Source organism: Vibrio sp. A1-1 (assembly GCF_021728175.1).
GTDB lineage: Bacteria > Pseudomonadota > Gammaproteobacteria > Enterobacterales > Vibrionaceae > Vibrio > Vibrio diabolicus.
In genome coordinates this window covers 85,127-110,110 of sequence record NZ_JAKKCL010000002.1, presented here as the reverse complement: position 1 = coordinate 110,110, position 24,984 = coordinate 85,127, and the positions used below count along the sequence as shown (strand labels likewise).

General features: G+C 45.7%; 17 protein-coding genes. 12 read left to right on the top strand and 5 right to left on the bottom strand.

Going from position 1 to position 24,984, the window contains the following annotated elements; translation table 11 throughout:
* Positions 1-391: 391 nt before the first annotated feature.
* Positions 392-1,594, top strand: a complete 1,203-nt coding sequence (locus tag L3V30_RS04545) for a Bcr/CflA family multidrug efflux MFS transporter (RefSeq protein ID WP_005393240.1) — start codon at positions 392-394, stop codon at positions 1,592-1,594.
* A complete protein-coding gene (locus tag L3V30_RS04540) occupies positions 1,594-2,253 on the top strand; it encodes a DUF2913 family protein (RefSeq protein ID WP_005393239.1) in 660 nt (219 codons plus the stop codon). Before L3V30_RS04545 ends, L3V30_RS04540 begins: the two co-directional genes overlap by 1 nt.
* Before the next feature lie 86 nt (positions 2,254-2,339).
* Here L3V30_RS04540 and L3V30_RS04535 read toward each other — a convergent pair whose 3' ends face one another.
* Genes L3V30_RS04535 through L3V30_RS04525 form a run of 3 tightly spaced genes read right to left on the bottom strand, consistent with a single transcriptional unit; the run spans position 2,340 to position 7,630 of the window.
* Positions 2,340-4,322 carry an MtrB/PioB family decaheme-associated outer membrane protein gene (locus tag L3V30_RS04535; RefSeq protein ID WP_109168469.1) on the bottom strand — a complete coding sequence of 661 codons (1,983 nt, stop codon included), beginning with the start codon at positions 4,320-4,322 and terminating at the stop codon, positions 2,340-2,342.
* A 9-nt stretch (positions 4,323-4,331) separates the two neighbouring features.
* Complete coding sequence (locus L3V30_RS04530; RefSeq protein WP_237308426.1) at positions 4,332-5,312, bottom strand: DmsE family decaheme c-type cytochrome; 981 nt, start codon at positions 5,310-5,312, stop codon at positions 4,332-4,334.
* A 53-nt stretch (positions 5,313-5,365) separates the two neighbouring features.
* On the bottom strand, positions 5,366-7,630 hold the full coding sequence (locus tag L3V30_RS04525) for an OmcA/MtrC family decaheme c-type cytochrome (RefSeq protein ID WP_237308424.1): 2,265 nt from the start codon (positions 7,628-7,630) through the stop codon (positions 5,366-5,368).
* A gap of 451 nt (positions 7,631-8,081) precedes the next feature.
* Here L3V30_RS04525 and L3V30_RS04520 point away from each other — a divergent pair, with 451 nt between their 5' ends.
* A complete protein-coding gene (locus L3V30_RS04520) occupies positions 8,082-8,705 on the top strand; it encodes a c-type cytochrome (RefSeq protein WP_237308422.1) in 624 nt (207 codons plus the stop codon).
* Between the two features lie 22 nt (positions 8,706-8,727).
* Positions 8,728-9,312, top strand: a complete 585-nt coding sequence (locus tag L3V30_RS04515) for a NapC/NirT family cytochrome c (RefSeq protein WP_237308421.1) — start codon at positions 8,728-8,730, stop codon at positions 9,310-9,312.
* Here L3V30_RS04515 and L3V30_RS04510 read toward each other — a convergent pair.
* Positions 9,269-10,747 (bottom strand): DUF2867 domain-containing protein, encoded by a 1,479-nt coding sequence (locus L3V30_RS04510; RefSeq protein WP_237308419.1) that lies wholly within the window; start codon positions 10,745-10,747, stop codon positions 9,269-9,271. The genes L3V30_RS04515 and L3V30_RS04510 overlap by 44 nt on opposite strands.
* 95 nt (positions 10,748-10,842) lie before the next feature.
* Between L3V30_RS04510 and L3V30_RS04505 the strand changes: the two genes are divergently transcribed.
* From L3V30_RS04505 to fabV, 8 genes are all read left to right on the top strand, one after another.
* Positions 10,843-12,219, top strand: a complete 1,377-nt coding sequence (locus L3V30_RS04505; protein WP_109168465.1) for an MATE family efflux transporter — start codon at positions 10,843-10,845, stop codon at positions 12,217-12,219.
* A gap of 187 nt (positions 12,220-12,406) precedes the next feature.
* Complete coding sequence (locus tag L3V30_RS04500) at positions 12,407-13,078, top strand: ABC transporter ATP-binding protein (protein ID WP_005393230.1); 672 nt, start codon at positions 12,407-12,409, stop codon at positions 13,076-13,078.
* Positions 13,059-15,512 carry an ABC transporter permease gene (locus L3V30_RS04495; protein WP_005393229.1) on the top strand — a complete coding sequence of 818 codons (2,454 nt, stop codon included), beginning with the start codon at positions 13,059-13,061 and terminating at the stop codon, positions 15,510-15,512. The genes L3V30_RS04500 and L3V30_RS04495 overlap by 20 nt, the downstream gene beginning before the upstream one ends.
* Entirely contained in the window at positions 15,512-16,636 is a 1,125-nt protein-coding gene (locus L3V30_RS04490) for a lipocalin-like domain-containing protein (RefSeq protein WP_237308417.1), read from the top strand. The genes L3V30_RS04495 and L3V30_RS04490 overlap by 1 nt, the downstream gene beginning before the upstream one ends.
* Positions 16,637-16,965: 329 nt before the next feature.
* Positions 16,966-18,117 (top strand): Na+/H+ antiporter NhaA, encoded by a 1,152-nt coding sequence (gene nhaA / locus L3V30_RS04485; protein ID WP_006742626.1) that lies wholly within the window; start codon positions 16,966-16,968, stop codon positions 18,115-18,117.
* A 723-nt stretch (positions 18,118-18,840) separates the two neighbouring features.
* Complete coding sequence (locus L3V30_RS04480; RefSeq protein ID WP_005393225.1) at positions 18,841-19,485, top strand: TetR/AcrR family transcriptional regulator; 645 nt, start codon at positions 18,841-18,843, stop codon at positions 19,483-19,485.
* A gap of 62 nt (positions 19,486-19,547) precedes the next feature.
* Positions 19,548-21,830: an acyl-CoA dehydrogenase gene (locus tag L3V30_RS04475; RefSeq protein WP_237308416.1), complete on the top strand. Its 2,283-nt coding sequence runs from the start codon at positions 19,548-19,550 to the stop codon at positions 21,828-21,830.
* 174 nt (positions 21,831-22,004) lie between these two features.
* Entirely contained in the window at positions 22,005-23,207 is a 1,203-nt protein-coding gene (fabV, locus tag L3V30_RS04470) for an enoyl-ACP reductase FabV (RefSeq protein ID WP_006742624.1), read from the top strand.
* Positions 23,208-23,283: 76 nt separating this feature from the next.
* Here fabV and L3V30_RS04465 read toward each other — a convergent pair whose 3' ends face one another.
* Entirely contained in the window at positions 23,284-24,966 is a 1,683-nt protein-coding gene (locus L3V30_RS04465; RefSeq protein ID WP_006742623.1) for an aspartate:alanine antiporter, read from the bottom strand.
* Between the last annotated feature and the right edge of the window lie 18 nt (positions 24,967-24,984).

Sequence of the window (24,984 nt, the reverse complement as noted above, 5' to 3'; positions counted from 1 at the left end):
TTGGTAGGAATTGGCTCAAAATTAATTTTCCTACCAAAATTAGTGCCTAGACAATTCCGGTGTGCTTACTCATCTGAGTGATATGCCTTTGCATTTATCTGAGCCATGCATACTCTTATTGCAAAGCATTCGGCTGTGGTGAATAAATGGTGGAATCAATTCCATCATTTTTACTGCATTGTGTTTATTTCCCATAAACACACTTCGCTTTCACACGCTTTTCTATGTCGAGTTCGTCAAGGTCACACCTTGGTACATATTTGCCCTTATGATTCTCGAACGTTGATAGAACAGGCCTTTGGCTTCTAGATATCAGCGATATGAGAACCGTCCGTTACGTTCATTTTGCTCTGAAAGTATTGACGAAAGGGCTCCAACAAGAGGTAAAAGAATGACAGAAAAAGCTCAAAGCGCTCCGCAATCCCAAATCAGTTTTCTATTGTTTCTTGTATTAGGAGCGATTGGTGCTTTGACGCCTTTGGCGATCGACATGTATCTGCCTGCAATGCCAACCATCGCGAAAGATTTGGGTGTTGCGCCTGGCGCGGTTCAGATTACGTTGACGGCTTATACGGCAGGTTTTGCGATTGGCCAGTTAATTCATGGGCCGCTTGCCGATAGTTTTGGCCGTAGACCTGTACTGATTTTGGGTGTGCTTTTCTTTGGATTAGCGGCGGTAGTGAGTGCGACCACAAACGGCATCGATGCATTGACTTATGTGCGAACAGCGCAAGGTTTTGCTGGCGCGGCAGCGGCGGTCATTATCCAAGCCGTCGTGCGTGACATGTTTGACCGTGAAGACTTTGCCCGTGCAATGTCCTTCGTCACTTTAGTTATCACCATGGCACCCTTGGTCGCGCCTATGATAGGTGGTCACCTAGCGATCTGGTTTGGTTGGCGTTCTATTTTTTGGGTATTAGCCATTTTCGCTGTGGTGGTAATTCTACTGGTACTTTGGAAAATCCCAGAGACGTTGAAACCAGAAAATCGTCAGCCGCTTCGTTTTCGCACTACGATGAGAAACTACGCCAGATTATGCTCCAACCCTGAAGCGATAGGTTTGATGCTTTCTGGAGCGTTTTCATTTTCCGGAATGTTTGCATTCCTGACTGCGGGCTCGTTTGTTTATATTGATTTATATGGTGTTCGACCAGACCACTTTGGCTATTTATTTGGTTTGAACATTGTTGCGATGATCATCATGACCAGTATTAATGGTCGCTTGGTGAAGAAAGTTGGCTCTCATGCCATGCTTCGTTTTGGGTTGTTCGTGCAACTTTTGGCGGGGATTGGTTTATTCGTAAGTTGGTTAATGGACTTCGGATTATGGGGCATCGTACCTTTTGTTGTGCTGTTTATCGGTACATTGTCGACGATAGGTAGTAACGCGATGGCGCTGCTTTTAAGTGGCTACCCATCAATGGCGGGTACAGCGTCGTCTCTGGCGGGGACGTTAAGATTCGGTATCGGCTCATTGGTTGGCGCGCTGGTGGCATCACTACCCGGTAATGTTGCTTGGCCGATGATCATTGTGATGTTTGCTTGTTCTGTGCTTTCAGCACTGTTTTATTGGACTTTAGGAAGAAAGGCGTAATGTCGAATTACACCAAAGAAATTCAAAACTTAGTTAACTCAGCACTTGAAGAGTTAGATCAAGAGCATCGCTCAGGTAAGTTAGCCAATGCCCCTGTTGCGAATAACCATTATTTAGTGCGCTGGGTTACCAAAGCACTTAAATCTCAGCGTTTCGGTCGAGCCGTAGGCGATGACTTAACACGTTGGCAAAAAGCGGGTCGTTCAAAGGGTAATGACGCTGGTTTGTTGTTTATCTTCAAGCGTATTTCCGCTTTTTACGCTCAGTTTTTTCCTGAAGATGAAGATTCAAAAGTGATCAAAGACTCTGACGTCGAAGCATTTTTAGATGTGATGGAGCAAGCGGGTTGGGAAGTATCAACGTCTGAGCAACTTGTTGGTTGTGGCAAAATCCAAATCTTCACGGAAGGTCAAAACTCTTTGGCGCTATGTGCAGATCAATGCGAAAGCTGCTTCGACGGCGAGCTGCTCGTCAAACCAATGAGTTGGTTTGTACGTGGCAACCATGCTGAGTTTGTTGAGAAAGCAGCGCAAGCGGGCTTTATGGTGCATAAAGTGACGGACTACAAATCGATGGTGAAATACCACGGCGAGTACCTTATCTTTCCTGCAAACGAAGGTAACCAATTGGCTGAGATTCCGTTGAGCTTCCAAGCTTAATAAACTTCTCACAGCAGTAGAATTGAAATACGAAAGTATCAGGCGTTTGAAACGTCTGATACTTTTTTTGTTACGTCACTCTGTATTTAAAAGCGATATTTCCAATAGACTCCGCCATATAAACCTTCATAGCTTTGCAAAACGTCGCCCATCGTTTCGGTTTCGTTATTAAACAAGTAATCCTCTTCTGAGTAGTCTTCATAACGGAGGTTAAGCTGCACGTTTTGATTTTCAGATACTTCATAGTCAGCGATGACTTCAAATCGGTACGAGTTCGCCTCGTTATCAGGATATTGGTAGCCACCAGATGTGGTTGAAGATTTTCCATCAGCTTGGCTGTAGCTGTAATCAAACGAGATAGAAAGTTTGTCGTCTAGTAGCTGCTCTTTACTCACACCAAAGCCAATGGTTGTGATGTCATCTTTGAGTTTGGTGGTGTAGCGATTCCAACCGACAACGTCAGAGTTTGCTTGTTGTTGCTCGGAGCGGATGACCTGTTGATTGTAAAAAACATGCCCGTTTAGTCCGTCGAGTAAATTGAAGTTGACGCTGATATCGTAGCCGTAATCTTCTCCTTCGCTTAAACCTATATCGGGTTTAACATAGTCGTCGTTTCCGTACCAAAGCTCAGCAAGTAACTGGACATCGTTTGTTACGTCATAGCCGCCGTCGCCACGGAGCTCAATCCTCTCTTTATCGGCTAAATAGTATTGGCGCAAATTAGGCGAGTCGCTGCTGTCGTCCTGCCAATCAGAGCCATCGCGAAAAGAGTAGGAGACTTTACCGCCTAATTGCCACGGTCTATTTGGTCTGTACTGGGCCCCAACAAAAACGCGTTGTTCATCGGTACGTTTCCTATCAGCATAACTTCGCTCATCTTGTCTAAAATGGTAACCCGTATTCACTTTTACATCAGAAGTAACACGATACTTGAGTGTTGCTTCCAGTTTGGTTTTGGTGTGGTCGTATTTTTCTCTCGTCGATCCGATGATGGTGTTTCTATCGGAGTTATCGTCTTTGTCTGAATAGTCCACAGAAATGGCGAAAGCTGTGTCTCTCGAAAGCTTGTTGTGGTAATCCGCGCTCATTTGCCAAGTGTTGGTTTCGCCATGGAATGTATTGGAGTTAACGGGGGACTGCGGAAACGGATTTAACCCGCCTTCAGAAGACGTTTGTGACCAAAGTAAGCGGCCGCTGAACGTTTGTTGATTCAACCGATAATTCCCTGTGACAGCAAATTGGTGAAAGTCGTTGTCAGGCTCATACGCAAGGTGATTGGCGTAAGGGTTGGTAATGCCTCCGTAATAGAGTGCGGACTTGTCATTGCGGAAAAACGAGCCGCGATACGCAATATCCACCAGCCACAAATCTTCAATGTAGCTCACTCCTACTTGAGTATTTAAAGTTTCATGATCGACGGCTTTGGGTATGAATCCCGGCGCGTTGGCGTAACCCGGAATGGTCGATGAATAAAGTGAAGTGGTGCCTTCTTTACGTTCGTGCTTCATGGATGCATATGGCTTCCATGGCGTATGTGGTGTGTACTTGAGTTCTAACTTAAACGTCTCTCGCGTCACTGAGTTTTCATATTTCGATAGGTCACCACTAACGAGTGCATCTTCTCTTGGATGATACGCACTGAGTGAGGACTGATTCCAGAAATACGGAGTTTCACTGTAACTGCCGAGGATACGTAATCCGTCGTACTGGCCCATTTCCCACTGCAGTAAGAAGCGTTGCAAACCAAGATCTTCGACGACGATTCGATTGTAGAACCCATCGTCTTCATATTGTTCGATATCGGCGTTTAGGCTCGCGTTAAAGTGTTTATTGTCAGAGTGTGTACCGTAAACGGGTGGATTCCAATTATAGAATCGCGAGGAACCATCGTTGTTAAGGTAACCGACGCCAGCGCTGACTTCTCCACTCCACGTGCCGTCGCTGCTGCATCCACTGCACTGCCAGCGGCTAGTGTCGGCTGGTTGAGAACGTTGTAACGAATAATCGTTGGCGTGTGCTTGCACAGCAAAAGCAAGGGAAATAGCGATGCACAGTTGAGATAGTTTCATGCCTCCCTCCTAATAACTTAATGTTTGACCACGTGGGTGGTTAGAGCCATGCACTTGATTGTGGCAGTTCAAACAACTTCCGCCGCGCACTCTCAAGTCGTTTTCAGGAATGGCTACGTTTGCATGTGGCACACGGTGACATTCCTGACATAGCATTGGCAGCCGTTTATTGAGCAGGGCTTTGTTCACTGAACCATGAGGTGTGTGGCAGGATGTACAATCTTCAGTTACAGGCTCATGCTCCCATAAGAATGGGCCGCGTTTTTCTGCATGACACTCGTAACAAGCGTTATTGACGGTTGACCAGTTCAGGCTTGCTTCATTTAATGCCTGATGTGGATTGTGGCAGCTAGAACAAGTCATGACGCCGTCAATGATAGGATGACGACTGCGTTTGTGGATATCCGATTTGGTGCGGGAGTGGCAATCGGTGCATTTGTCTGCTTGCATTTCGGCAACCATCATCGGATCGTTTTTTTGATGCAGTTGGTGACAGCTTGCACAAGACAGCCCTTCAAAAGCGTGCTCACTGCTATGCCAAGTCGAGCGTTTCGCATCTTGGTGGCAAGATAAACACACGCTGTTTTGCTTTTCGGCCGGAACAGGGGAGTTTGGCCCAAAGGTGATCATCGGCTCACGAACTTGTCCTTTTCGCGGATTGCGCGCGTGATTGTTTGCTGGGCCATGGCATGCTTCACATTGTTTATCATTCATTGGCCCATGCAAATTCGCTGACTTGCCGTGGATGTTGTCGAAAATACCGGTTGCAGGTTTGTCTGAGGTATCGTCATGGCAACGAAGGCAGCCATCTGCTCCACGGCGTGAGTATTTCCCCTCAGAAAATTTGGTGTCCAATATAGTTTCAATTTCTACTTGAGTTAACGTCGCCGCTTTGGGTTCTGGCTCGGCGACATCTTCCGAACTGACGGTGAAGATGACGCCTAACCCAAGTATCCCAGCTACCAACCACCGCAGAAACATTGCTTTCATAGCTCTTCCTTTTCTTGTCCTTAATTGTCAAAGCATTGTGTTCAATGACGAATTCAACGGTAGTCGTATACCTTGTGAACCTTATCTACCCCTTGTGACTGACCAATGGCATGGCAAGTTGCACATTGCTCGGAGCCCATGGCTTGTGCTGCTGTGTCTGCTCCAAATACGGCGCCGTGATTCAGCATATGGTTCAGAGTCGCATCTCCTGCCACACTATCCGGGTCAGCATTAGCTAAAGATGACTCTAGGTGACACGCGCCACAGGCGACTAATGCAGGACTAAAGTACTTACCACTCGCCAGAGAAGGGCGCGTATTTTGTTGGCTAGGTAAGTTGTATTGAGCATTGGTATGGCAGGCCTCACAGTTGTTGACTGCGCCAGGGAAAGGCGCTTCACCGCTATGAGCGGAGCCAAAGGCGTGGAATGAGTGTACGTGGTACTTTAGATCAGCCGCCATCCCAGGATAAAACGCAGAACGTTCAGAGTTATGGCAATTTTTACATTGTTGGAAGTCGGTGGCGGCATGTGGATGCTCACCAAGCTTATGGATAGTCAGCTCTTTGTGACAATCGTTACACGATGAAATGTCCGCGCCCACTGGCAGTTTGTGTTGCTTGTTGATACCAGACACATCAAACGAGCCGGATGCGTTATTGGCGGCAATGACGAAAGGCGATTTGATAAGATCGATGCCTTCAAACGTGACGCATTCGGCGAGCTCGCCATCTCTACGGTTGGCGCAAAGTGGCATGTCGGCGATGTTAACCGTCAACGTAGAGTTGGAGATTGGCTTAATCGCAGCGTCAGTGAAGTCTTTATGACACAAGAATAGGCCTTCTCCTTGAGCCTCACAGCCGTCACCAAGTGCGCCATCATCGGCGACGTTGAGACTGTTGTTTGCGACCATCGGGCCTTGGCCGTTATCCCAGTTCAGCAACAAATTGAGGTGGCCATGTTCATTGATGAAAGGTGTCAGTTCGTCGATGGATCCAATACCTGTGCCCGCTTTCGACACTCTTAGTTCAACCTCAAACTGGTCATCAATAAATCGCGCGCTTTCAACGTTGATTTCAAGCGAATCACGTGCCTTTGCAAGATTCTCTAAACGCATTACGTGAACCGTTTTAGCACTTCGGCTTGCGTCTTGGCCGATGATTGGAGCGCCATTGTCGTCTCGGTCATAAGGTCGGTGACAGCCAGAGCAGGAGTTTTGTGGTTCGCCGTTTCTTACCCAACCCGTACCGATTTGGTTATCATGCGCGCCTCTGTCTCGGTACAAGTGACAGGTCTCACAGGCAACTTGACTTGGGTGTTCAAACCAATTGTTGGCGTCTGATGCTTTCGCGACATCGGTTGAATGGCAGGTTGTACAGTTGCGGGCATCTTGCGGGAAAGGGTTGCCTTCAATGACTAAACCATTGATGTCGGTAACGAGCACGTCATTCTCGTCGACAGGCTGTTTGTAAGTCTCGGTGTTATTTCTGTCGCTACCTAATTTGAAAACATTACCGTGGTATTGATGAACAATGGCAGCGAGAGGGCGTCTGGCTGGCGCAGCGCCAGGGTTACTGTCATTGTGGCAAGCGGTACAAACGGCAATGTTGTTATCAATTGAGCGATAGCCCGGTCCATGATGAAGCGGTTCGCCCATATGGCAGTTTTCACAGGTGCCTGTTTCAATCACATTGCGGGAGACAGCCGTATCTGAACTTTCTTGCGGCACCCATTCAAACACGTAGGTAAAACCGTTGCCTTGCTCGCCATACGCCATGACGATTCGGTGGAGTTTATCCGCATCCCAAGCAATAAAACCATTGTTGCTAGAAGAGTCGGCAGTATAAGGATCGGACACTTTTAAAACGTCAGGAATGGCAAACGTGTAGCGATACCCCTCGTCTGTTTTTATTAGTGTTCCATCCCAAACACTCTCCATGCTGGCACGGTTATTTGCGGTGTTGCTTGAGTGATGGAAACTCTTCCAATAAGTGTTTCCATGACGCCCATTGAAGGCAAAGGCTGGATCGCTCGAGTTTTGTGTATCGACACGAGAGGGCATTGCTTTAAGAAGTGCGATGCGAAAATCTCTCGTTTCGTCTAGCTCATGAGGTCTGCCACTGGCGTCTTTGACGGTAAAATTGACCACCAGTTTGGTTTCTCCGGTTTCTTGAGTGACCAATGATGGCTTGGAAACACTGATCTCGAAATCACCAACTGCAGGTGGTGGTGTATTCTGATCGTTTTTGCTGTCTGGACCACATCCGGTGAGCAGTAAAATAAAAAATATTAATGTCGCGATCGACTTTAAACCGTTCATAGTCCCTCTCGATTCGTCCTAAAGTAAGTGGGAATGCATAGGAATGGTTGAATATTTCAATAAACGATTGATTGAAATATTAATTTTATATTCAAGCCAAAAGAAAAATATCCATATTTACATCACTTGAATAAATCGAAATACATGGCTTGTAAGAGTATAGACGCAATATGAAATATTATTAAAATAAACCGCTACTTTTGTGTGTGAATTTTTATTTTAAATTATTATGTTTTTAAATCAATTGTTTGCATTGAAGTTTGTTGTTCTTGAAGAGGTCGGTGCAGAAAAAGTAAGGGTATTGAACTACGCTACTTTAAATAGTTGACGGCTTAATATTTTTATCTTGGATATCGTTGGTTTTAAGTCGCGTTTATAAATTGATTTTCTTATCGTTTATTCGCTGTCTGGTTTTGATTAATAAAGATAATTACTACGGAGTCAGTCTAATATGCACCAGATAATTAAATTCTCACTAAAAATTTCCTCAGTGTTAGCCATCAGTTCTGCTTTGGTTTCCCACAGTTTAGCATCACCAAGTGAGCTAATTTCACAATACGAATGTGAAGCCTGTCATGGGCCAGACGGTGTTAGCTCAGACACGAATATTCCTACCATCGCAGGGATTCCCGAGTTCAACTTTTTTGACCAGATGTTGCGTTACCTTGAAGGCAGACCCTCAGCTTCGGTTAATCACGTATACGGAGACACGAGCAAAAAAGGCGACATGGTGTCGATAGTTAAATCTTTATCTGAGGCGCAGATTGAAGAGTTAGCAAAGCATTATGCTGGGCTTGAGTTTGTGCCAGCTAAGCAGTCTTTTGATCAAGCGTTAGCGATGAAAGGTAAGGCTATCCACGCGAAAAGTTGCGAGAACTGTCATTCGGATGGTGGCAGTAACGCTCTGGATGAAGCTTCGATTTTAGCTGGTCAGCAGAAGGACTATCTCGCCACTACGTTGCAACAGTTTAAGCAAGGCAAACGCTCCGTTGATAAAAAAATGGATGAGGCGTTCAAAGGGCTTAGTGCCGATGATTTAAACGCGCTCGTAGAATACTATGCGAGTTATCGCTAGCGCTGCTTTGGGATGAACACCAATGAGTTTATGGCGTAAACCAAACAGAAAATGGATGCTCGGCATACCAATTGGTGGCTTATTGGCGTTTATCCTTGGTGGGGCGGCCCTCAGTGTTTTTCACTTTGGTATGGATTACACCAATCGCAACGAGTTTTGTTACAGTTGCCATATTGGGATGGATACGATAGTTGAGGAGTACCAAGCATCTCCACACTTCAAAAATGCTCAGGGTGTGGTTGCCGCTACGTGCAGTGATTGCCATGTCCCTAGGGAGTTTTTTGCTAAAATCGCATTGAAAATCGGCGCTACAGCCGACATCTATCACAAACTGACTGGAGAAATTACGTTAGAGAACTTCGAGGCGGAGCATCGTCCGAGGTTGGCTGCTGAAGTCACACAGCAGTTTATCGAGAATAAATCAAAGCAGTGTCGATATTGCCATTCCGTTGACAAGATGGATTTCGAAGCGCAAGGACGAACCGTTGCGCGTCGACATCAAATGATGGAAAGTCGAGATCAATCGTGCATTGATTGCCATGCGGGGATTGCCCATCACCTGCCTATTTCTCTAGATTCTCCAGAGACTGTCCCACCTGAGGAGTAATACTGATACTTTCGGCTTCTTTCGCGATGGCTTTGACCATGCCTTTGAATATGAATAGATGGGCTGGCATCATGGCAAACCAGTAAAGCAGCCCGAGAAACCCCTGTGGGTGCCACCAAGCGGTGATATCCAGTTCTCGTTCATCACCATGGTCTTTGATGGTAATTTCTAAACGTCCAAGCCCTGGGCCTTTCATCCCAAAAAACAGGGAGAGGAACTGATCTTCCTCGCAGCGAATCACTTTCCAAGAGTCAATAAAATCGCCGACTTTGAGCTCCGGCCCCGGAGGAGAAACGCGAATCGGTTTCCCGCCACCAAAAAAGATGTCGAGCCATTCACGTGTGCGCCACAAAATGTTGGCAAAGTAATAGCCTTTTTCACGACTCCCGATTTTTTGAGCCACTTTCCATAATGCCGCAGCGGAGGCTTGAGTTTTTATGCTCGCACCGGCTTGTTTAGGGTAGTAGCCATACCCCGGTTGCCATCGACGAAGTGCCGCTGGCTCAAAGCCCCAAACATTACTGCGCACAAACGTGCCTTCATCTTGGATGGTATCGGATACCGCTTGCTCGTAGCTGATCAGCGTTTGCGGAAATCGTGCTTCAATCGCTTTGGAATCGGCAATGTAGTCATGCTCTAACCCCGCGAGTAATGCTTTGCCGATGTTTGCTGGTACAGAGGTGACCAAGCCGAGCCAGTACGATGCCATTTTGGGGGTAAGCAACGGTGTCGACCACAGCCGATAAGGCTTGTTGGTGATTCGGCAAATGACTTTAAACTGCTCGCGGTAGCTGAGTGTATCTGGCCCACCAACTTCATAAATTTGGCTTTCTTCTGGGGGTGATGCTTCGGCCAACTGCAATAAATAGTGATTGAGGTTGGGTAGGGCAATAGGGTTGGCTTTTGAGTCGACCCATTTAGGCGCGATCAAAATAGGTAAGTTGTAGACAAAATCTCGCATGATCTCGAAAGCCGCGGAGCCGGGGCCAATGATGACGCCAGCACGCAATTCAGTTACTGGAACACCGGATTGTCGAATGATCTTTCCAGTGGCTTTGCGTGCGGCTAAATGGCGCGAGTTTCCGGTTTGCGGTTGGATGGCACTTAAATAAATGACATGTTTGACACGGCTTTGCTCCAATGCGTATTTAAAGTTCAAAGCAAGGTTTAGCTCGTACTCAACAAAGTCATCGCCTTGTGCCATTCCGTGCACTAGGAAAAATACCAAGTCAAAATCGTTCACCACAGCGAGCGTGGCTTCTGCGTCGGCTAGGTCCAGATACCGCAACGTTAAATTAGGATGGGGCCGAGTCCTTAACTCCAAATAATCGATATGTCGCGCCGCAGCCGTGACGGCGTAACCTTTGTCTAAAAGTAACGGAAGAAGTTGAGAACCAATGTAACCCGAGGCGCCTAGCACCAACACCTTTTTCATTATCTGTCCTTTTAATCGTTGGTGGAATAAACACCACAGAGTATAATCATGAGACACTTTTCCCATTCTATCAATAAGTTGTCGTTGGAGCGCTTGTGACTTTTCTCTCTCAACTCTCAATACATGCAGATAAAGCATTCTTACGTCGCTTATTCGCGATCGCGCTACCAATTACACTGCAAAGCATGATGTTTTCTAGCCGAAGCCTCGTTGATGTGCTTATGCTCGGCCAACTTGGTGAAGCTGAAATAGCCGCTGTTGGGGTAGCGGCGCGCGCGACGTTTGTTACTACCATCATGTTAGTTGGGGTGACGACGGGTGGTGCGTTACTGACCGCACAATATTGGGGGGCAGGCGATAAAGTCGGGGTACGTCGCAGTACCGCTTTAACATGGATGATAGCCATGGTGTTTGCCGCCATTGCCGTTGCTTTGTTTGTTATTTTCCCACAGCCAGTTATGAAACTGACTACAGACTCACAAGAAGTGATTGAGTTAGGGGCCAGCTATCTAATTATTTCATCCGTTAGCATGTTTGCTGTTGCGTGTGTCGCTAGTATGTCGGTGGGCTTGAGAGCGATGCACCAACCGGGGCTGAGCACATTTTTTAGTGGCATAGGCATTCTGTCTAATGTTTTCCTCAACTGGGTGTTAATTTTTGGTCACTTAGGTTTTCCTGCTTTAGGGATTACAGGGGCAGCCATTGCAACGGTTATCAGTGGCGCTATCGAAGTCGGTTGTCTATTTGGCTATTTATGGCTGAAGAAACACATAATTGCATTTGGTTGGGATGATATACGCGCAGGTTTGGTTTTAGACAAAATAACGCGTTTCTTGAGCCTTTCCTTACCGACTACATTTAACTTTTTGGCATGGGCTGGTGGATTGTTCGCTTACCATGCCATCATGGGACAAGCGGGTGTGCAAGGTTTGGCAGCGTTGTCGGTGATGACGCCCGTTGAGTCAATCTCTCTCGCTATGATGATTGGCCTATCGAATGCAGCTGCGGTTTTAGTGGGTAACCAACTCGGCGCGAAAAACTTTGAACCTGTGTATTACCAAGCTTGGGCTACGGTCATTTTGAATGTGTTTATCGCATTTGTGGTCGCAGTTGTATTGATAGTGTCCAATCAATGGATCCTTAATGCGTTTAGTGCACTGACAGCGGATACTCGCCAGTTAGCTGAACAGTTTATGGTGATTCTTGCTTTAGGTGTCGTATTACGCTCGGTGCCGATGATGGTCATTGTTGGGGTATTACGTGCGGGTGGCGACGTTAAGTTTTGTTTGTATCAAGACATTCTTGCGCAGTGGGTGATTGGGATTCCACTCGCGGCATTTGCAGCGATTCAGCTCGGTTGGGAGCCGCAATGGGTTTACTTACTCTTTTTGACCGAGGAAGTTGTGAAGTGGACGATTTGTCTGCCAAGAATGGTGAGCCGAAAATGGATGAAAAACCTTATCGGTCAATAGAGGTAAACAGAGCTTTCTGCAGCTGCAAAAATCTGCTCAATACGTCAACAAAATTAGGAACAGAAAGTGAATCGAGTTGCATTTGTACTCTCGTAGTGTGATCAAGCATTCAAAATACTTTCTACTAACAGGATTTTAGTGTAGATTCTGATCCCAATTTTTAAATACCATCCGAGCGGCATAATCAATGTTAAAACTGTCAGACCTATGTAAAGGCTATGTAGACGGGGGAGAATTTCACCCTGTATTACAAGGGGCAGAATTAACATTACAGCAAGGTGACCAAGTCGCTCTGATGGGAGAAAGTGGTTCGGGTAAAAGTACTTTGCTGAACTTAATTGCCGGACTGGATACTGCAGACTCTGGTGAAGTTCAGTTTCCAAATTTTGCCATGCATGATGCGCCAGAGCATTTGAGAACCCTTTACCGCCGCAACAATATTGGTAATATCTTCCAACAGTTCAACCTGCTTCCTACGCTCAATATTGCCGACAATATTCGTTTTTGTCGTCAGTTAAAAGGTTTGCCAGAAGATAAAGAGCTGTGGCGTCAAATTCTTTCTGCTCTGGATTTAATGCCTCTGCTAGGCCGTTACCCGGAAGAAGCATCTGGTGGTCAGCAACAACGTGCTGCTATTGCTCGCGCACTCTATATGGAACCTAAAATCCTACTCGCTGATGAGCCAACTGGTAGCCTAGACGAGCGAAACGCAGAAGCGGTAATGCGCTTATTGACGAGTCTCGCTCGCCAACTGGAGTGTACTTTGCTGTTAGTGACGCACAGTGAAAAAGTGGCGGCCCATATGGAAGGTAAGATTCGACTTCAAGGAGGGCAACTGCATGTTATGGCCCGTAGTTAAGGCACTACTCGGTCATTACCGTCGTTACCCACTACAAATTATTCTTGTCTGGCTAGGGTTAACCTTAGGCGTGTCCCTTCTTGTTGGTGTTACTTCTATCAATCAGCATGCAAAACAAAGTTATGCGACAGGAGAAAAGCTTTTCTCCAATCCTTTGCCATACCGAATCCGAACTAAACACTCTGCCAATAAAATCCCTCAAGGTTTCTATATCCAGTTGCGCCGAGCTGGGTTTAACCAATGTGCGCCGTTTGACGTGCTACATCTAGATGCTAAAACCGATATGAGCTTGATGCTGGTGGGGATTGATCCTGTCGCGATGATTCCATTGCAGCAAGGCAAATCTTTGGGTGAGATGCCCGTTCTATCATTAATGAAACCTCCTTATCCCATTCTAGTTAGTCAAGATTTGGCCGCTTACATGAGTTGGCAGGATGGGGACTTTATTGAGATGAATGACGGAAGTCGTCTCGGACCGATTCAAGTCGATAAAAACAAAATGCTCTCAGGGACTCGGTTGGTTACTGATATATCGTTGTTGCGTATGCTCAAGCGGAGCTCAGGTTTATCTGCGATTTCTTGTGGTGAAATGCCAGAGGAAAAGCTAATAGCACTGAAAAATATGCTACCTAATGGCATGACGCTCGTTAGGAATACGCGCACGGAGCTTGAATCGCTAACTAATGCATTCCACATGAACCTCACCGCGATGGGGATGCTGTCATTTTTGGTCGGGTTGTTTATTTTTTATCAAGCGATGTCTTTGTCATTTATTCAGCGACAACGTTTGGTGGGTATTTTGAGACAGACGGGGGTCAACGGAACGCAGTTGGCTCAAGCATTGTTGTTAGAGTTGTCGTTGCTCGTCTTTATTGCGTGGGCGTGTGGTAACTTTTTTGGTTTGATCTTGGCAAATGAGCTGATCCCTGCAGTCTCATCGAGCCTGAGCGATTTGTACGATGCCAACGTAGGCTTAACAATAGGATGGTCTTGGCAGTCCAGCTTATATAGTCTGATCATGGCAGCGATGGGCGCATTAATATCGTGTTTGTGGCCATTGATTCGTTTGTTGAAGTCACAGCCAATTCGTCTATCTTCTCGACTGTCATTAATGCGATTTGCAGGGCGTGAGTTCTCTTGGCAGGCTCTTGCTGCGTGTGCGTTTTGTGTCGCGGCAATCGCAGTGTATCAAGCACCGAAAACACAAGAAACTGGCTTTGCCATTATTGCGCTGATGTTGGTTAGTGTGGCCTTGTTCATGCCATTTATTATGTGGCATATGTTCCAGAGCTTTTCTTACACCATGCGTTGGGTACGTGTACGTTGGTTTTTTGCCGATGCGGCTGCGAGCATGAGTTATCGCGGTGTGGCAACAATGGCGTTTATGTTGGCACTGGCGGCAAATATCGGCGTAGAAACGATGGTAGGCAGTTTTAGGGATACGACCGATAAATGGCTCAGCCAGCGATTGGCAGCGGATATTTATATCTACCCGACAAATAACTCAGCAGCTCGGATGAGTGCGTGGCTGCAAAACCAACCAGAAGTCAACTCGGTTTGGTGGCGTTGGGAAAAAGATATGCCAACCGAACATGGTGCCTTGCAAGTGGTGAGTACAGGCTCTTCTGAAGGTGAGCTAGATGCACTGACGGTAAAACTAGGTGTCCCGAATTACTGGTATCAACTGCACGCGACCAAGAGCTTGATGGTGAGTGAATCGATGGCCTTGAAGTTGGATATTCGCCCAGGAGACTTCATTAACTTGCAGGAACCACTAGGTGGAGACTGGCAAGTCGTTGGTGTTTATTACGATTATGGAAACCCGTATAACCAGGTGATGATGTCGCACCGGAATTGGCTGTATGCATTTGCAGGGACGGGCAATGTTGGCCTTGGTGTAGTGTTAAAAGATAGCGTTAATGGGGAGGGTCTGAAAAATCGCTTAGAAAATGTATTCCGCCTCCCGCAAGACCGTGTGTTTGATAATGGTAATATTTATAGTCAGGCAATGAGGGTATTTGATCATACTTTCGCTATTGCAGGAACCTTGGGCAACATCACGCTGATTATTGCTGTGTTTGGCTTATTCTTCGCGACATTGGCGGGCGAGTTGTCGCGGCAGCGGCACTTCTCTTTGCTGAGATGTATGGGAGTATCCGGAAAAGAACTTGTCGCATTAGGTGGTTTGCAGTTGTTTGTCTTCGGGGCTATTTCCGCGATTATTGCGGTGCCACTTGGTTTGGCACTTGCACACTTAATCGTTGATATTATCATTAAGCAATCATTCGGCTGGTCTCTGGAGCTTCAAACGATCCCTTGGGAATACGCTCAAACTATTGCTTGGGCGATGCTTGCCATCATGATTGCCGGCGCATTGCCAGTTATTAGAATGATTAAGAGTACGCCAATGAAGTCATTAAGGGACGCGTTGTAATGAAAAAAGTGGGCTCTAAAAAACGCTTGTTAGTTTCAACGATCATTGTTATTACGTTTGCCTTTTTGACTGGGGCTGCTTTTTACTCAACTTTTTGGTTGGAAGCGACAGCGACACAAGAAAGCGAGCTTAATTCTATTCTAACGCGTGAAAATCAAACGATTTTCGAACCTGTATTACCTGACGAGCATGTCTCTTTACCGTCAGACTTTCGCTTTCATCCCGAGTACCAACATGAATGGTGGCACTACTTTGCGAAACTGAAAGATGAACAAGGGAAAATATACAACGTTCAATGGAGCTACTTCAGGGTCGCGACGGATGAGCGAGAAACCAGCGGATGGCAAAACCCTCAACTGTATATTTCACATGTTGTCGTTAGCCATGGTTCGCACGTCTGGAAAGAGCAACGTGTAGCGAGAGGCGGGATAGGCCAAGCTGGCATGACTAATCGTCCTTTCAGGTTATGGATTGATAATTGGACGTGGCGTTCACTTGGTGCAACGCCTTTCCCTGGTAACTTGAATGTGACTACCGATGCGTTTGGTTTAGATCTCAATACTATGACAAATGGCCCCTTTGTCGTGAATGGAGACAAAGGTTTTCAGGTTAAACATGCGTTGCAATCTGTTGCCTCTTTCAGTTTTAGTGCGCCATTTTTAAAGGTGAAAGGGAGTTTGAACATTAATGGCAAACGCTTCTCTGTTGCTGGCTCTGCTTGGGCTCAGAAAGAGTGGGGCAGTGGCTTAATTGGTGAAGGGCAACAGGGTTGGGATTGGTTTGTATTCAATTTAGATGATGGTCGAGCACTGACAGTCAGCCGCTATCGCCACCATGGACAAACACCGCATGTATTTGGCACCTTGTCCACACGCTCAGGTAAAGTCATTAATCTCTCAGATGATGATATCAGTATTAAACCAATGCAAGTGACCAGTTTATCAAATGGAAGAAGGCTGCCTTTGCAGTGGATTATTAATATTCCAAAGCATCAAATTAACTTGACCACTCGTATTATCAAATCAGATATGTGGCTTCCGTTTGTTATACCGTATTGGGAAGGTCCTACCTTAGCTTCTGGCTCCAACGAGGCTTGGGGCTTTATGCAGCTCACTGGTTATTAAATTCTGATAAAAACCACCCTAATGGGTGGTTTTTTAGTGGATGAAACTTCCTGAATTTTTCTCAAAAGTATGGGGTTATCATGACAGTACATGCCATGTTATGCTGATTTTCTCATAATCTTGATAAACATTTGGCGCGATAACAACAAGTACGCGCTGTGATCAAAATTGAGTGTTATGTTGGAAAATACGATGTATAGTAAACTTCATATCGGAAAAATCGAAGTTTATACTCTGAAGAAGCGATTATTCTAAAGTTTTCGACCGCTATACACTCTTATTATTCTTTGTTAATCGTTTATTAAGATAATAAATATAAGGACGAAACCATGAACGATGTCATTCGTGACTTTTTCAAAATGGAATCAGCTGGTGGTATTCTTCTCGTGATTGCAGCGGCAATTGCGATGACCATTGCTAACTCACCGCTGGGCGAAACTTATCAATCTGTACTGCATACTTATGTATTTGGTATGTCAGTTTCTCACTGGATTAATGACGGCCTAATGGCTGTTTTCTTCTTACTCATTGGCCTTGAAGTTAAGCGAGAGTTACTTGAAGGTGCGTTAAAATCAAAAGAAACCGCAATTTTCCCTGCGATTGCAGCGGTTGGCGGTATGTTAGCTCCTGCTCTTATTTACGTAGCCTTTAATGCCAACGATCCTGAGGCGATTTCTGGTTGGGCAATTCCAGCGGCGACAGATATCGCTTTTGCTTTAGGTATCATGGCGTTATTAGGTAAGCGTGTACCAGTAAGTCTAAAAGTGTTCTTGCTGGCGCTTGCTATCATAGATGATTTAGGTGTGGTTGTTATTATCGCGCTATTTTACACCGGTGACCTGTCGACCATGGCGTTGCTTGTTGGCTTCATCATGACTGGTGTCCTATTCATGTTGAATGCGAAGGAAGTAACAAAACTTACGCCATACATGATCGTCGGTGCGATCTTATGGTTCGCGGTGCTTAAATCTGGTGTTCACGCAACATTGGCAGGTGTAGTGATTGGTTTTGCTATCCCACTAAAGGGAAAGCAGGGCGAACATTCTCCACTTAAACATATGGAGCACGCGCTTCACCCATACGTGGCATTTGGTATTCTGCCTCTATTCGCATTTGCCAATGCGGGGATTTCGTTAGAAGGCGTATCGATGTCAGGTCTAACTTCAATGCTGCCACTCGGTATTGCTTTGGGTCTACTGGTTGGTAAGCCTCTAGGTATCTTTACCTTTAGCTGGGCAGCGGTAAAAATGGGCGTTGCTAAGTTACCTGAAGGGGTTAACTTCAAGCATATCTTTGCGGTATCTGTGTTGTGTGGTATTGGCTTTACAATGTCTATCTTCATTTCCTCTTTAGCGTTCGGAAATGTAAGTCCTGAATTTGATACCTATGCTCGACTAGGCATCTTAATGGGTTCGACGACAGCAGCATTACTTGGCTATGCCTTACTGCACTTTTCTTTGCCTAAGAAAGCGCAAGCGTAAGATAAAAATGCGCTATTTTGTAAAGCCTCCCAATCGGGAGGCTTTTTTATACCCATAGTTCAGTACATCAGCGACTTAATAGCGACACTTTCGTATTGAGCGGATGTCTAGACCATGGAGATGAACGGAATCATCGAAACGTTAGGTGGTAGATCTGCGGGCGAAAAAAAGCCCAGCCGAAAATTTGACTGGGCGGATACAAACATAGGAGTTAATAAGAAAAAAGCAGCAACGTAACAATTAGATGGAAACAAGTTTGACGGCCAGTGAAACTTAAAATGCCCTAGTTGTTACATTTATTCAGACCGAGCCTTTTCCAAACAGTTCCATTTTTTTTCAAAAAAAATTCGATTTAATTCTTTCTGCCCGCTTGTATCGTAAAGAAGTAAGAGAAGAGGCGAACAGCGTAACCAACTTAATGGCGGTTTGAAACTCGATAGCCCTCTTTTCTATTGTAGCTATAAACTTAAATTGCATTTCAAACCCGCACCTCCTGCTCCGACCGCCTAACGACATTGCTAGCGTTTCAAATACGATGGTTTGCGAAACTTGGTCATTTTCTTCAGGCGAGCATCATTTGCTTATTAGACTTAAATTCAAAAGATTAGATCACACCTTCTAAGTTATGGTCAGACCAATTGGTGAAAGTGTGATGTTAATCATTTGTTAATCTAAAGTTTCGGGAGTATATTTTCAAACAGTTGTTTAATACGAGTGATTAAAATGGCCCCGAGAACATCAACAAAAGAAAAAATACTCGATGTCGCAGAAGGACTCTTTGCTGAACATGGTTTTAATGATACTTCGCTAAGAACGATAACAGGTAAAGCGAACGTCAACTTAGCATCGGTAAATTATCACTTTGGCGATAAAAAAACGCTAGTTAGAGCGGTTTTAGATAGATACCTAGAAGCGCTCATGCCTAGCATTAAAACCTCACTAATTGAGTTAAATACGCGTGATAGCTACGACATGGACGACGTCTTTGAGTCATTGCGTTTACCTTTGCGTACATTAAATGATGTGCGCCCCAATGGTACTGCATTATTCATGTTGTTAATTGGCCGTGGTTACACAGACGTACAAGGTCATCTGCGTTGGTTCATCACCACTCGATATGAAGAGGTACTTAACCTCTTCACCTTCTCGATAATGAAGGCAAACCCGGAACTATGTGAGGAGCAGCTGTTTTGGCGACTGCACTTCACGCTAGGTACCTGCGTATTTACGATGGCTTCAAGCCAGGCTCTTTCGGAGCTTGCTGAAAGTAAATTTGAAAAGGAAGTGGATGTGAAATCTGTCGTCGACTTGCTGATTCCTTATTTGTCAGCAGGAATGTCAGCGAAGCAGTTGGCACAAGACAAATAAGAAAGTTAAACCAATAATAAAATTATGCCCAGAGCGGTTACGTGAACAAAAGGATCTGAACTATGAGCTCTCTACGAAGAAAATGGATTAGTGACCCAGCTTTTAAAGTGTTCAAAAAAGTATTGCCACCTCTCTCTAGCACCGAGAAAGAGGCGATGGAAGCGGGTAGTGTGTGGTGGGATGCCGAACTATTTTCAGGCAAGCCTAACTTCACTACATTGCACCGTTACCCAACGCCGACACTGACAGCAGAAGAGCAGTCATTTATGGATAATGAGCTTGAAACCCTGCTAGAAATGCTTGATGACCAGAAGATTGTCAAAGAAGACAGGGATTTACCGCCTGAAGTATGGGAGTACTTACGTAAAGAGCGATTTTTCTCACTGATCATTTCAAAAGCGTATGGTGGTCGTGAATTTTCCGCTTTAGCGAACTCAACCATTGTTTCTCGTATTGCGACTCGAAGTATCAGTACCGCGGTATCGGTAATGGTACCGAACTCTCTTGGTCCAGGTGAGCTTTTATCGCACTATGGCACGCAAGAGCAAAAAGATTACTGGTTGCCTCGTCTTGCTGATGGTACCGACATTCCTTGTTTTGCATTAACAGGGCCCGAAGCGGGATCTGACGCCGGTGGTATACCAGATAAAGGCGTAGTTTGTTATGGCACTCACGAAGGCAAAGAAGTGCTTGGCGTGCGAGTTAGCTGGAATAAACGCTACATCACACTTGCGCCAGTGGCGACAGTGCTCGGATTAGCATTTAAGCTACAGGATCCAGAAGGGCTACTTGGTGATAAGAAAGAGGTTGGAATCACATGTGCGCTGATCCCCGCTGACCATGAAGGTGTCGAGATAGGCGAGCGCCATGATCCTCTGGGTTCTGCATTTATGAATGGTCCGACTCGTGGTGAAGATGTCTTCATCCCTATGGACTGGTTGATCGGTGGCGCTGATTACGCAGGTAAAGGTTGGCGTATGCTGGTTGAGTGTCTTTCTGCTGGTCGTGGTATCTCTCTCCCAGCGCTTGGGACAGCGATTGGTCATCTTACTACACGTACAACTGGTGCTTATGCTTACGTGCGTAAACAGTTTGGTATGTCGATCGGTAAGTTTGAAGGTGTCGCAGAAGCAATGGGGCGCATTGGTGGTCTTACTTACCTACTAGAAGCGACACGTACGCTGACGACGACTTCTCTCGATATGAAAGAAAAACCTGGGATCGTAACCGCGATTGCCAAGTACCACATGACGGAAATCGCGCGTACTATTCTAAATGATTCGTTTGATATCCATGCGGGTCGTGCGATTCAAGATGGCCCAATGAACTATCTTGCTAAACATTATCTCGGTATTCCAGTTGCTATCACTGTTGAAGGCGCGAATATTCTGACTCGTAACCTGATGATTTTTGGTCAAGGTGCGACTCGTTGTCACCCATATGTACTGAAAGAAATGGAAGCCGCGGCGAATTCAGATTCTGAACAAGGGGCGAAAGAATTTGACAACTTGCTCTTTAAACACATCAAACATGCGATAGGCAATACATTTGGTGCATTTGGCGCGGCGCTAACTGGTTCTCGGTTTGTCAAAGCACACATGAGTGGCCCAACACAGCAGTACTACAAAGAAATCACAAGATTAAGCCGAGCGCTTGCTGTTAGTGCTGACTTCGCGATGTTAACACTAGGCGGTGATTTGAAGCGTAAAGAAATGATTTCCGCACGTCTGGGTGATGGCTTAAGCTATCTATATATGGCGTCTGCCGCACTGAAAAAGTATGAAGATGAAGGACGTCAACAAGGCGATCTGGACTTCGTTCATTACGCTGTTCAACACTGTTTGCATAACGCATCTAAGTCATTAAATGAGGCTTATACCAACTTCCCTGTGAAATACGTTGGCGGTGTGCTGAAAGGGTTATTATTCCCACTTGGTAATCATTTTAATAAGCCAAGCGATGAACTGTGTGTGAATCTGGCGGAAGCGATGATGACGCCAGGAGCACAACGCGATCGACTCACGCATCTTTGCTACATCGGAAAATCCGACGACGACAGCGTAGGCTTAATGGAGAATGCCTTCCTCGCAATGTACGAAATCAAACCATTAGAGCGTAAGCTTATGAAGGCGGCGAAGGATGGGAAAGTGGCTCGTAAAGGTCTGCTACACGACCGTCTGCAGCAAGCATTTGAAGCTGGCGTGTTAACTGAGCAAGAAATTGACCAAATAATGGCGGCAGACAAATTGCGTTACAAGGCGATTCAAGTTGACCACTTTAGTCATGACTTTTCTGAAGTACGAACCGATTGCCCAAAAAAGTCGCATTTGAACCCGGCGGCATAGTAAACCGTTAATACTAAGAAAAGCACCTCAATGAGGTGCTTTTTTGTGTTCTTGCAGAGTGGATGTTGGGATAGTGCTCCAACCACTTGCCTTTTCAGAGCATTTTTACAGAAATTAGATGCGAAATCCCGACGAAACTTTTATCCTAACAAGGTTTTTTAAAGGAAGTTGAATATGATCATCAAACCTAGAATTCGTGGATTTATCTGTACTACAACGCACCCTGTTGGTTGTGAAGCTAACGTAAAAGAACAAATTGCGTACACTAAAGCGCAAGGCCCAATCAAAAACGCACCTAAGCGCGTTCTTGTTGTCGGTGCATCAAGTGGCTACGGTCTATCTTCTCGTATCGCTGCGGCATTTGGTGGCGGTGCATCAACTATCGGTGTTTTCTTCGAAAAAGAAGGTACTGAGAAGAAACCAGGTACGGCAGGCTTCTACAATGCAGCTGCTTTTGAAAAGCTAGCGCGTGAAGAAGGCCTGTACGCAAAAAGCCTAAACGGCGACGCTTTCTCAAATGAAGCGAAACAGAAAACTATCGAACTGATCAAAGAAGATTTAGGTCAGATCGATATGGTGGTTTACTCACTGGCTTCCCCAGTACGTAAAATGCCAGAAACTGGCGAGCTAGTTCGTTCAGCGCTTAAGCCTATTGGTGAAACTTACACATCAACTGCCGTTGATACCAACAAAGATGTGATCATCGAAGCAAGTGTTGAGCCTGCAACAGAAGAAGAAATCAAAGACACAGTAACCGTTATGGGCGGTGAAGACTGGGAACTTTGGATTAATGCACTGTCTGATGCTGGTGTTCTTGCTGAAGGCTGTAAGACAGTCGCGTACAGCTACATTGGTACTGAGCTAACTTGGCCAATCTACTGGGATGGCGCACTAGGTAAAGCGAAAATGGACCTAGATCGTGCGGCGAAAGCGCTAAACGACAAGTTAGCAGCGACAGGCGGCAGTGCAAATGTTGCTGTACTTAAATCTGTTGTAACTCAGGCAAGTTCCGCAATTCCTGTTATGCCACTGTACATTGCAATGGTATTCAAGAAAATGCGCGAAGAAGGCGTACACGAAGGCTGTATGGAACAAATCTACCGTATGTTCAGCCAACGTCTGTACAAAGAAGATGGTAGCGCAGCAGAAGTGGATGAGATGAATCGTCTACGTCTGGATGACTGGGAACTTCGTGACGACATTCAGCAGCACTGTCGTGAGCTATGGCCTCAAATTACGACTGAGAACCTAAAAGAACTGACTGACTACGTAGAGTACAAAGAAGAGTTCTTGAAACTATTTGGTTTCGGTGTTGAAGGCGTAGATTACGAAGCGGATGTAAATCCAGCGGTTGAAGCTGATTTTATCCAAATCTAATCGAATGACTGATTAGACAACCGATATACAAAAGGCGCTCATTGAGCGCCTTTTTTGCTTTCATCAGTCAAAGTTATTAACTTAATATTATCAGGATCGTACCGGCTAACGTCATCAGAATATTAGCAATCGCATAGGTACCCGCATAGCCAAGAGCAGGGATGGTGGATTTAGCGTAGTCGTTGACGACATCCATAGCTGGGGCACAAGTTCGGGCACCAATAATGGCACCGAAGAGCAGGGCACGGTTCATCTTGAGTATGTGTGCGCCCACTAAATAGGCCAGTACTACAGGCACAACACTAACAATGAATGCTAAACCAATCACCTTTGGACCAACTTGGGTCAAGTGCTCGAACATCTTTCCGCCTGCACTTAGACCTATTCCCACCATAAAGAACATCAAACCCAAATCTTTGACCATATTCAGCGCCCCCTGCGGGACATAGCCGAAAGTAGGGTGATTTGCTCGTAAGAAACCAAGTGTAATACCAGATAACAAAAGACCTACCGCGTTACCCAAGCTGAACGAAACCTGGCCGAATGTCATCGTGATGAGGCCAAACAGAATACCCAAAATAAAGAAGCTGCAAAAAGCGAGTAAATCGGCCATTTGACTGTGGATCGAGATGAAACCGATTTTTTCCGCGAGTCCATGTACTCGGCTTTTCTCGCCGCTCACCTGAAGGACGTCACCTTTAGCGAGAACAATGTCTAAGTCCATCGGCATTTCTATTTGCGCACGTACCACGCGGTTTAAGAAACAGCCAAACTCAGACAAGTTTAAATCCGATAAGCGCTTGCCTGCGATAGCGTCACTTTTTACGACAATTTCTTCTTCAACGATGCGCAAATCAAGCAAGTTACGATCAAATACTTCTTTACCGTTGCGGAAGCTAGGATCCAAGCGAGCATGGCTATCAGGGAAGCCAACCAGTGCAATTTCATCACCTTCTTGCAAAATAGCATCACCATCTGGATGGGCGAGAATACCGTTACGGCGGATTCGCTCAATGTAACAGCCAGTTTGACGATAAATGCCTAGTTCACGCAAGTTCTTGCCGTCAGTCCAGTCAATCAATTCTGGGCCGACTCGGTAAGCACGAATAATCGGTAAGTACACTTTTCTTTGGCTTGAATTTCCAAGGCCACGTTCTTGAGCAATTTGCTGCGCAGAATCAGACAGATTCTGCTTCTGTAGTTTTGGCAACAGCTTCGCGAACATGATCATGCTTATTAGGCCGACCAGATAAGCCATCGCGTAACCTACGGATAGATTTTCTAATACCAAAGAAAAATCCATATTGCGCGGTATAGTCGCAAGGCCAGAGTTAAGAGCGTCTTGTGCACCAACCAGTACAGGTGTTGCTGTCAACGCGCCAGCCATCATACCGGCTGACAAGCCAAAATCGAGGCCGAAATAGTGGCTCAAGCCATACGTTAAGCTGACTGCGGACACGAGAACGGTCATACTTAAAATAAAGTAATGCTTACCATCTCTGAAGAATATGCCAAAAAAGTTTGGTCCAGCTTCAATGCCAACGCAATAGATAAACAGCATAAAGCCAATGGTTAATGCTTCTGCATTGAATGAGAAGCCAAGGTGACCCATTACCAACGAGGTAATAAGAACGCCTATGGAGTTGCCTAGTTGTAATTTGCCAAATCGGATTTTTCCGATGGCAAGGCCAATGGCTAATACGACGAAGATTAGAAGGATAGGGTTTTGCTCAAGAAGGTATACGACGTCTATGTTCACTGTGTGGCTCGGTAAAGT

Bases quoted from the DNA above. Each gene is read 5' to 3' on its own strand.
- L3V30_RS04545 (WP_005393240.1), top strand. From the start codon at position 392: ATGACAGAAAAAGCTCAAAGCGCTCCGCAATCCCAAATCAGTTTTCTA.
- L3V30_RS04540 (WP_005393239.1), top strand. From the start codon at position 1,594: ATGTCGAATTACACCAAAGAAATTCAAAACTTAGTTAACTCAGCACTT.
- L3V30_RS04535 (WP_109168469.1), bottom strand. From the start codon at position 4,322: ATGAAACTATCTCAACTGTGCATCGCTATTTCCCTTGCTTTTGCTGTG.
- L3V30_RS04530 (WP_237308426.1), bottom strand. From the start codon at position 5,312: ATGAAAGCAATGTTTCTGCGGTGGTTGGTAGCTGGGATACTTGGGTTA.
- L3V30_RS04525 (WP_237308424.1), bottom strand. From the start codon at position 7,630: ATGAACGGTTTAAAGTCGATCGCGACATTAATATTTTTTATTTTACTG.
- L3V30_RS04520 (WP_237308422.1), top strand. From the start codon at position 8,082: ATGCACCAGATAATTAAATTCTCACTAAAAATTTCCTCAGTGTTAGCC.
- L3V30_RS04515 (WP_237308421.1), top strand. From the start codon at position 8,728: ATGAGTTTATGGCGTAAACCAAACAGAAAATGGATGCTCGGCATACCA.
- L3V30_RS04510 (WP_237308419.1), bottom strand. From the start codon at position 10,747: ATGAAAAAGGTGTTGGTGCTAGGCGCCTCGGGTTACATTGGTTCTCAA.
- L3V30_RS04500 (WP_005393230.1), top strand. From the start codon at position 12,407: ATGTTAAAACTGTCAGACCTATGTAAAGGCTATGTAGACGGGGGAGAA.
- L3V30_RS04495 (WP_005393229.1), top strand. From the start codon at position 13,059: ATGTTATGGCCCGTAGTTAAGGCACTACTCGGTCATTACCGTCGTTAC.
- L3V30_RS04490 (WP_237308417.1), top strand. From the start codon at position 15,512: ATGAAAAAAGTGGGCTCTAAAAAACGCTTGTTAGTTTCAACGATCATT.
- nhaA (WP_006742626.1), top strand. From the start codon at position 16,966: ATGAACGATGTCATTCGTGACTTTTTCAAAATGGAATCAGCTGGTGGT.
- L3V30_RS04480 (WP_005393225.1), top strand. From the start codon at position 18,841: ATGGCCCCGAGAACATCAACAAAAGAAAAAATACTCGATGTCGCAGAA.
- L3V30_RS04475 (WP_237308416.1), top strand. From the start codon at position 19,548: ATGAGCTCTCTACGAAGAAAATGGATTAGTGACCCAGCTTTTAAAGTG.
- fabV (WP_006742624.1), top strand. From the start codon at position 22,005: ATGATCATCAAACCTAGAATTCGTGGATTTATCTGTACTACAACGCAC.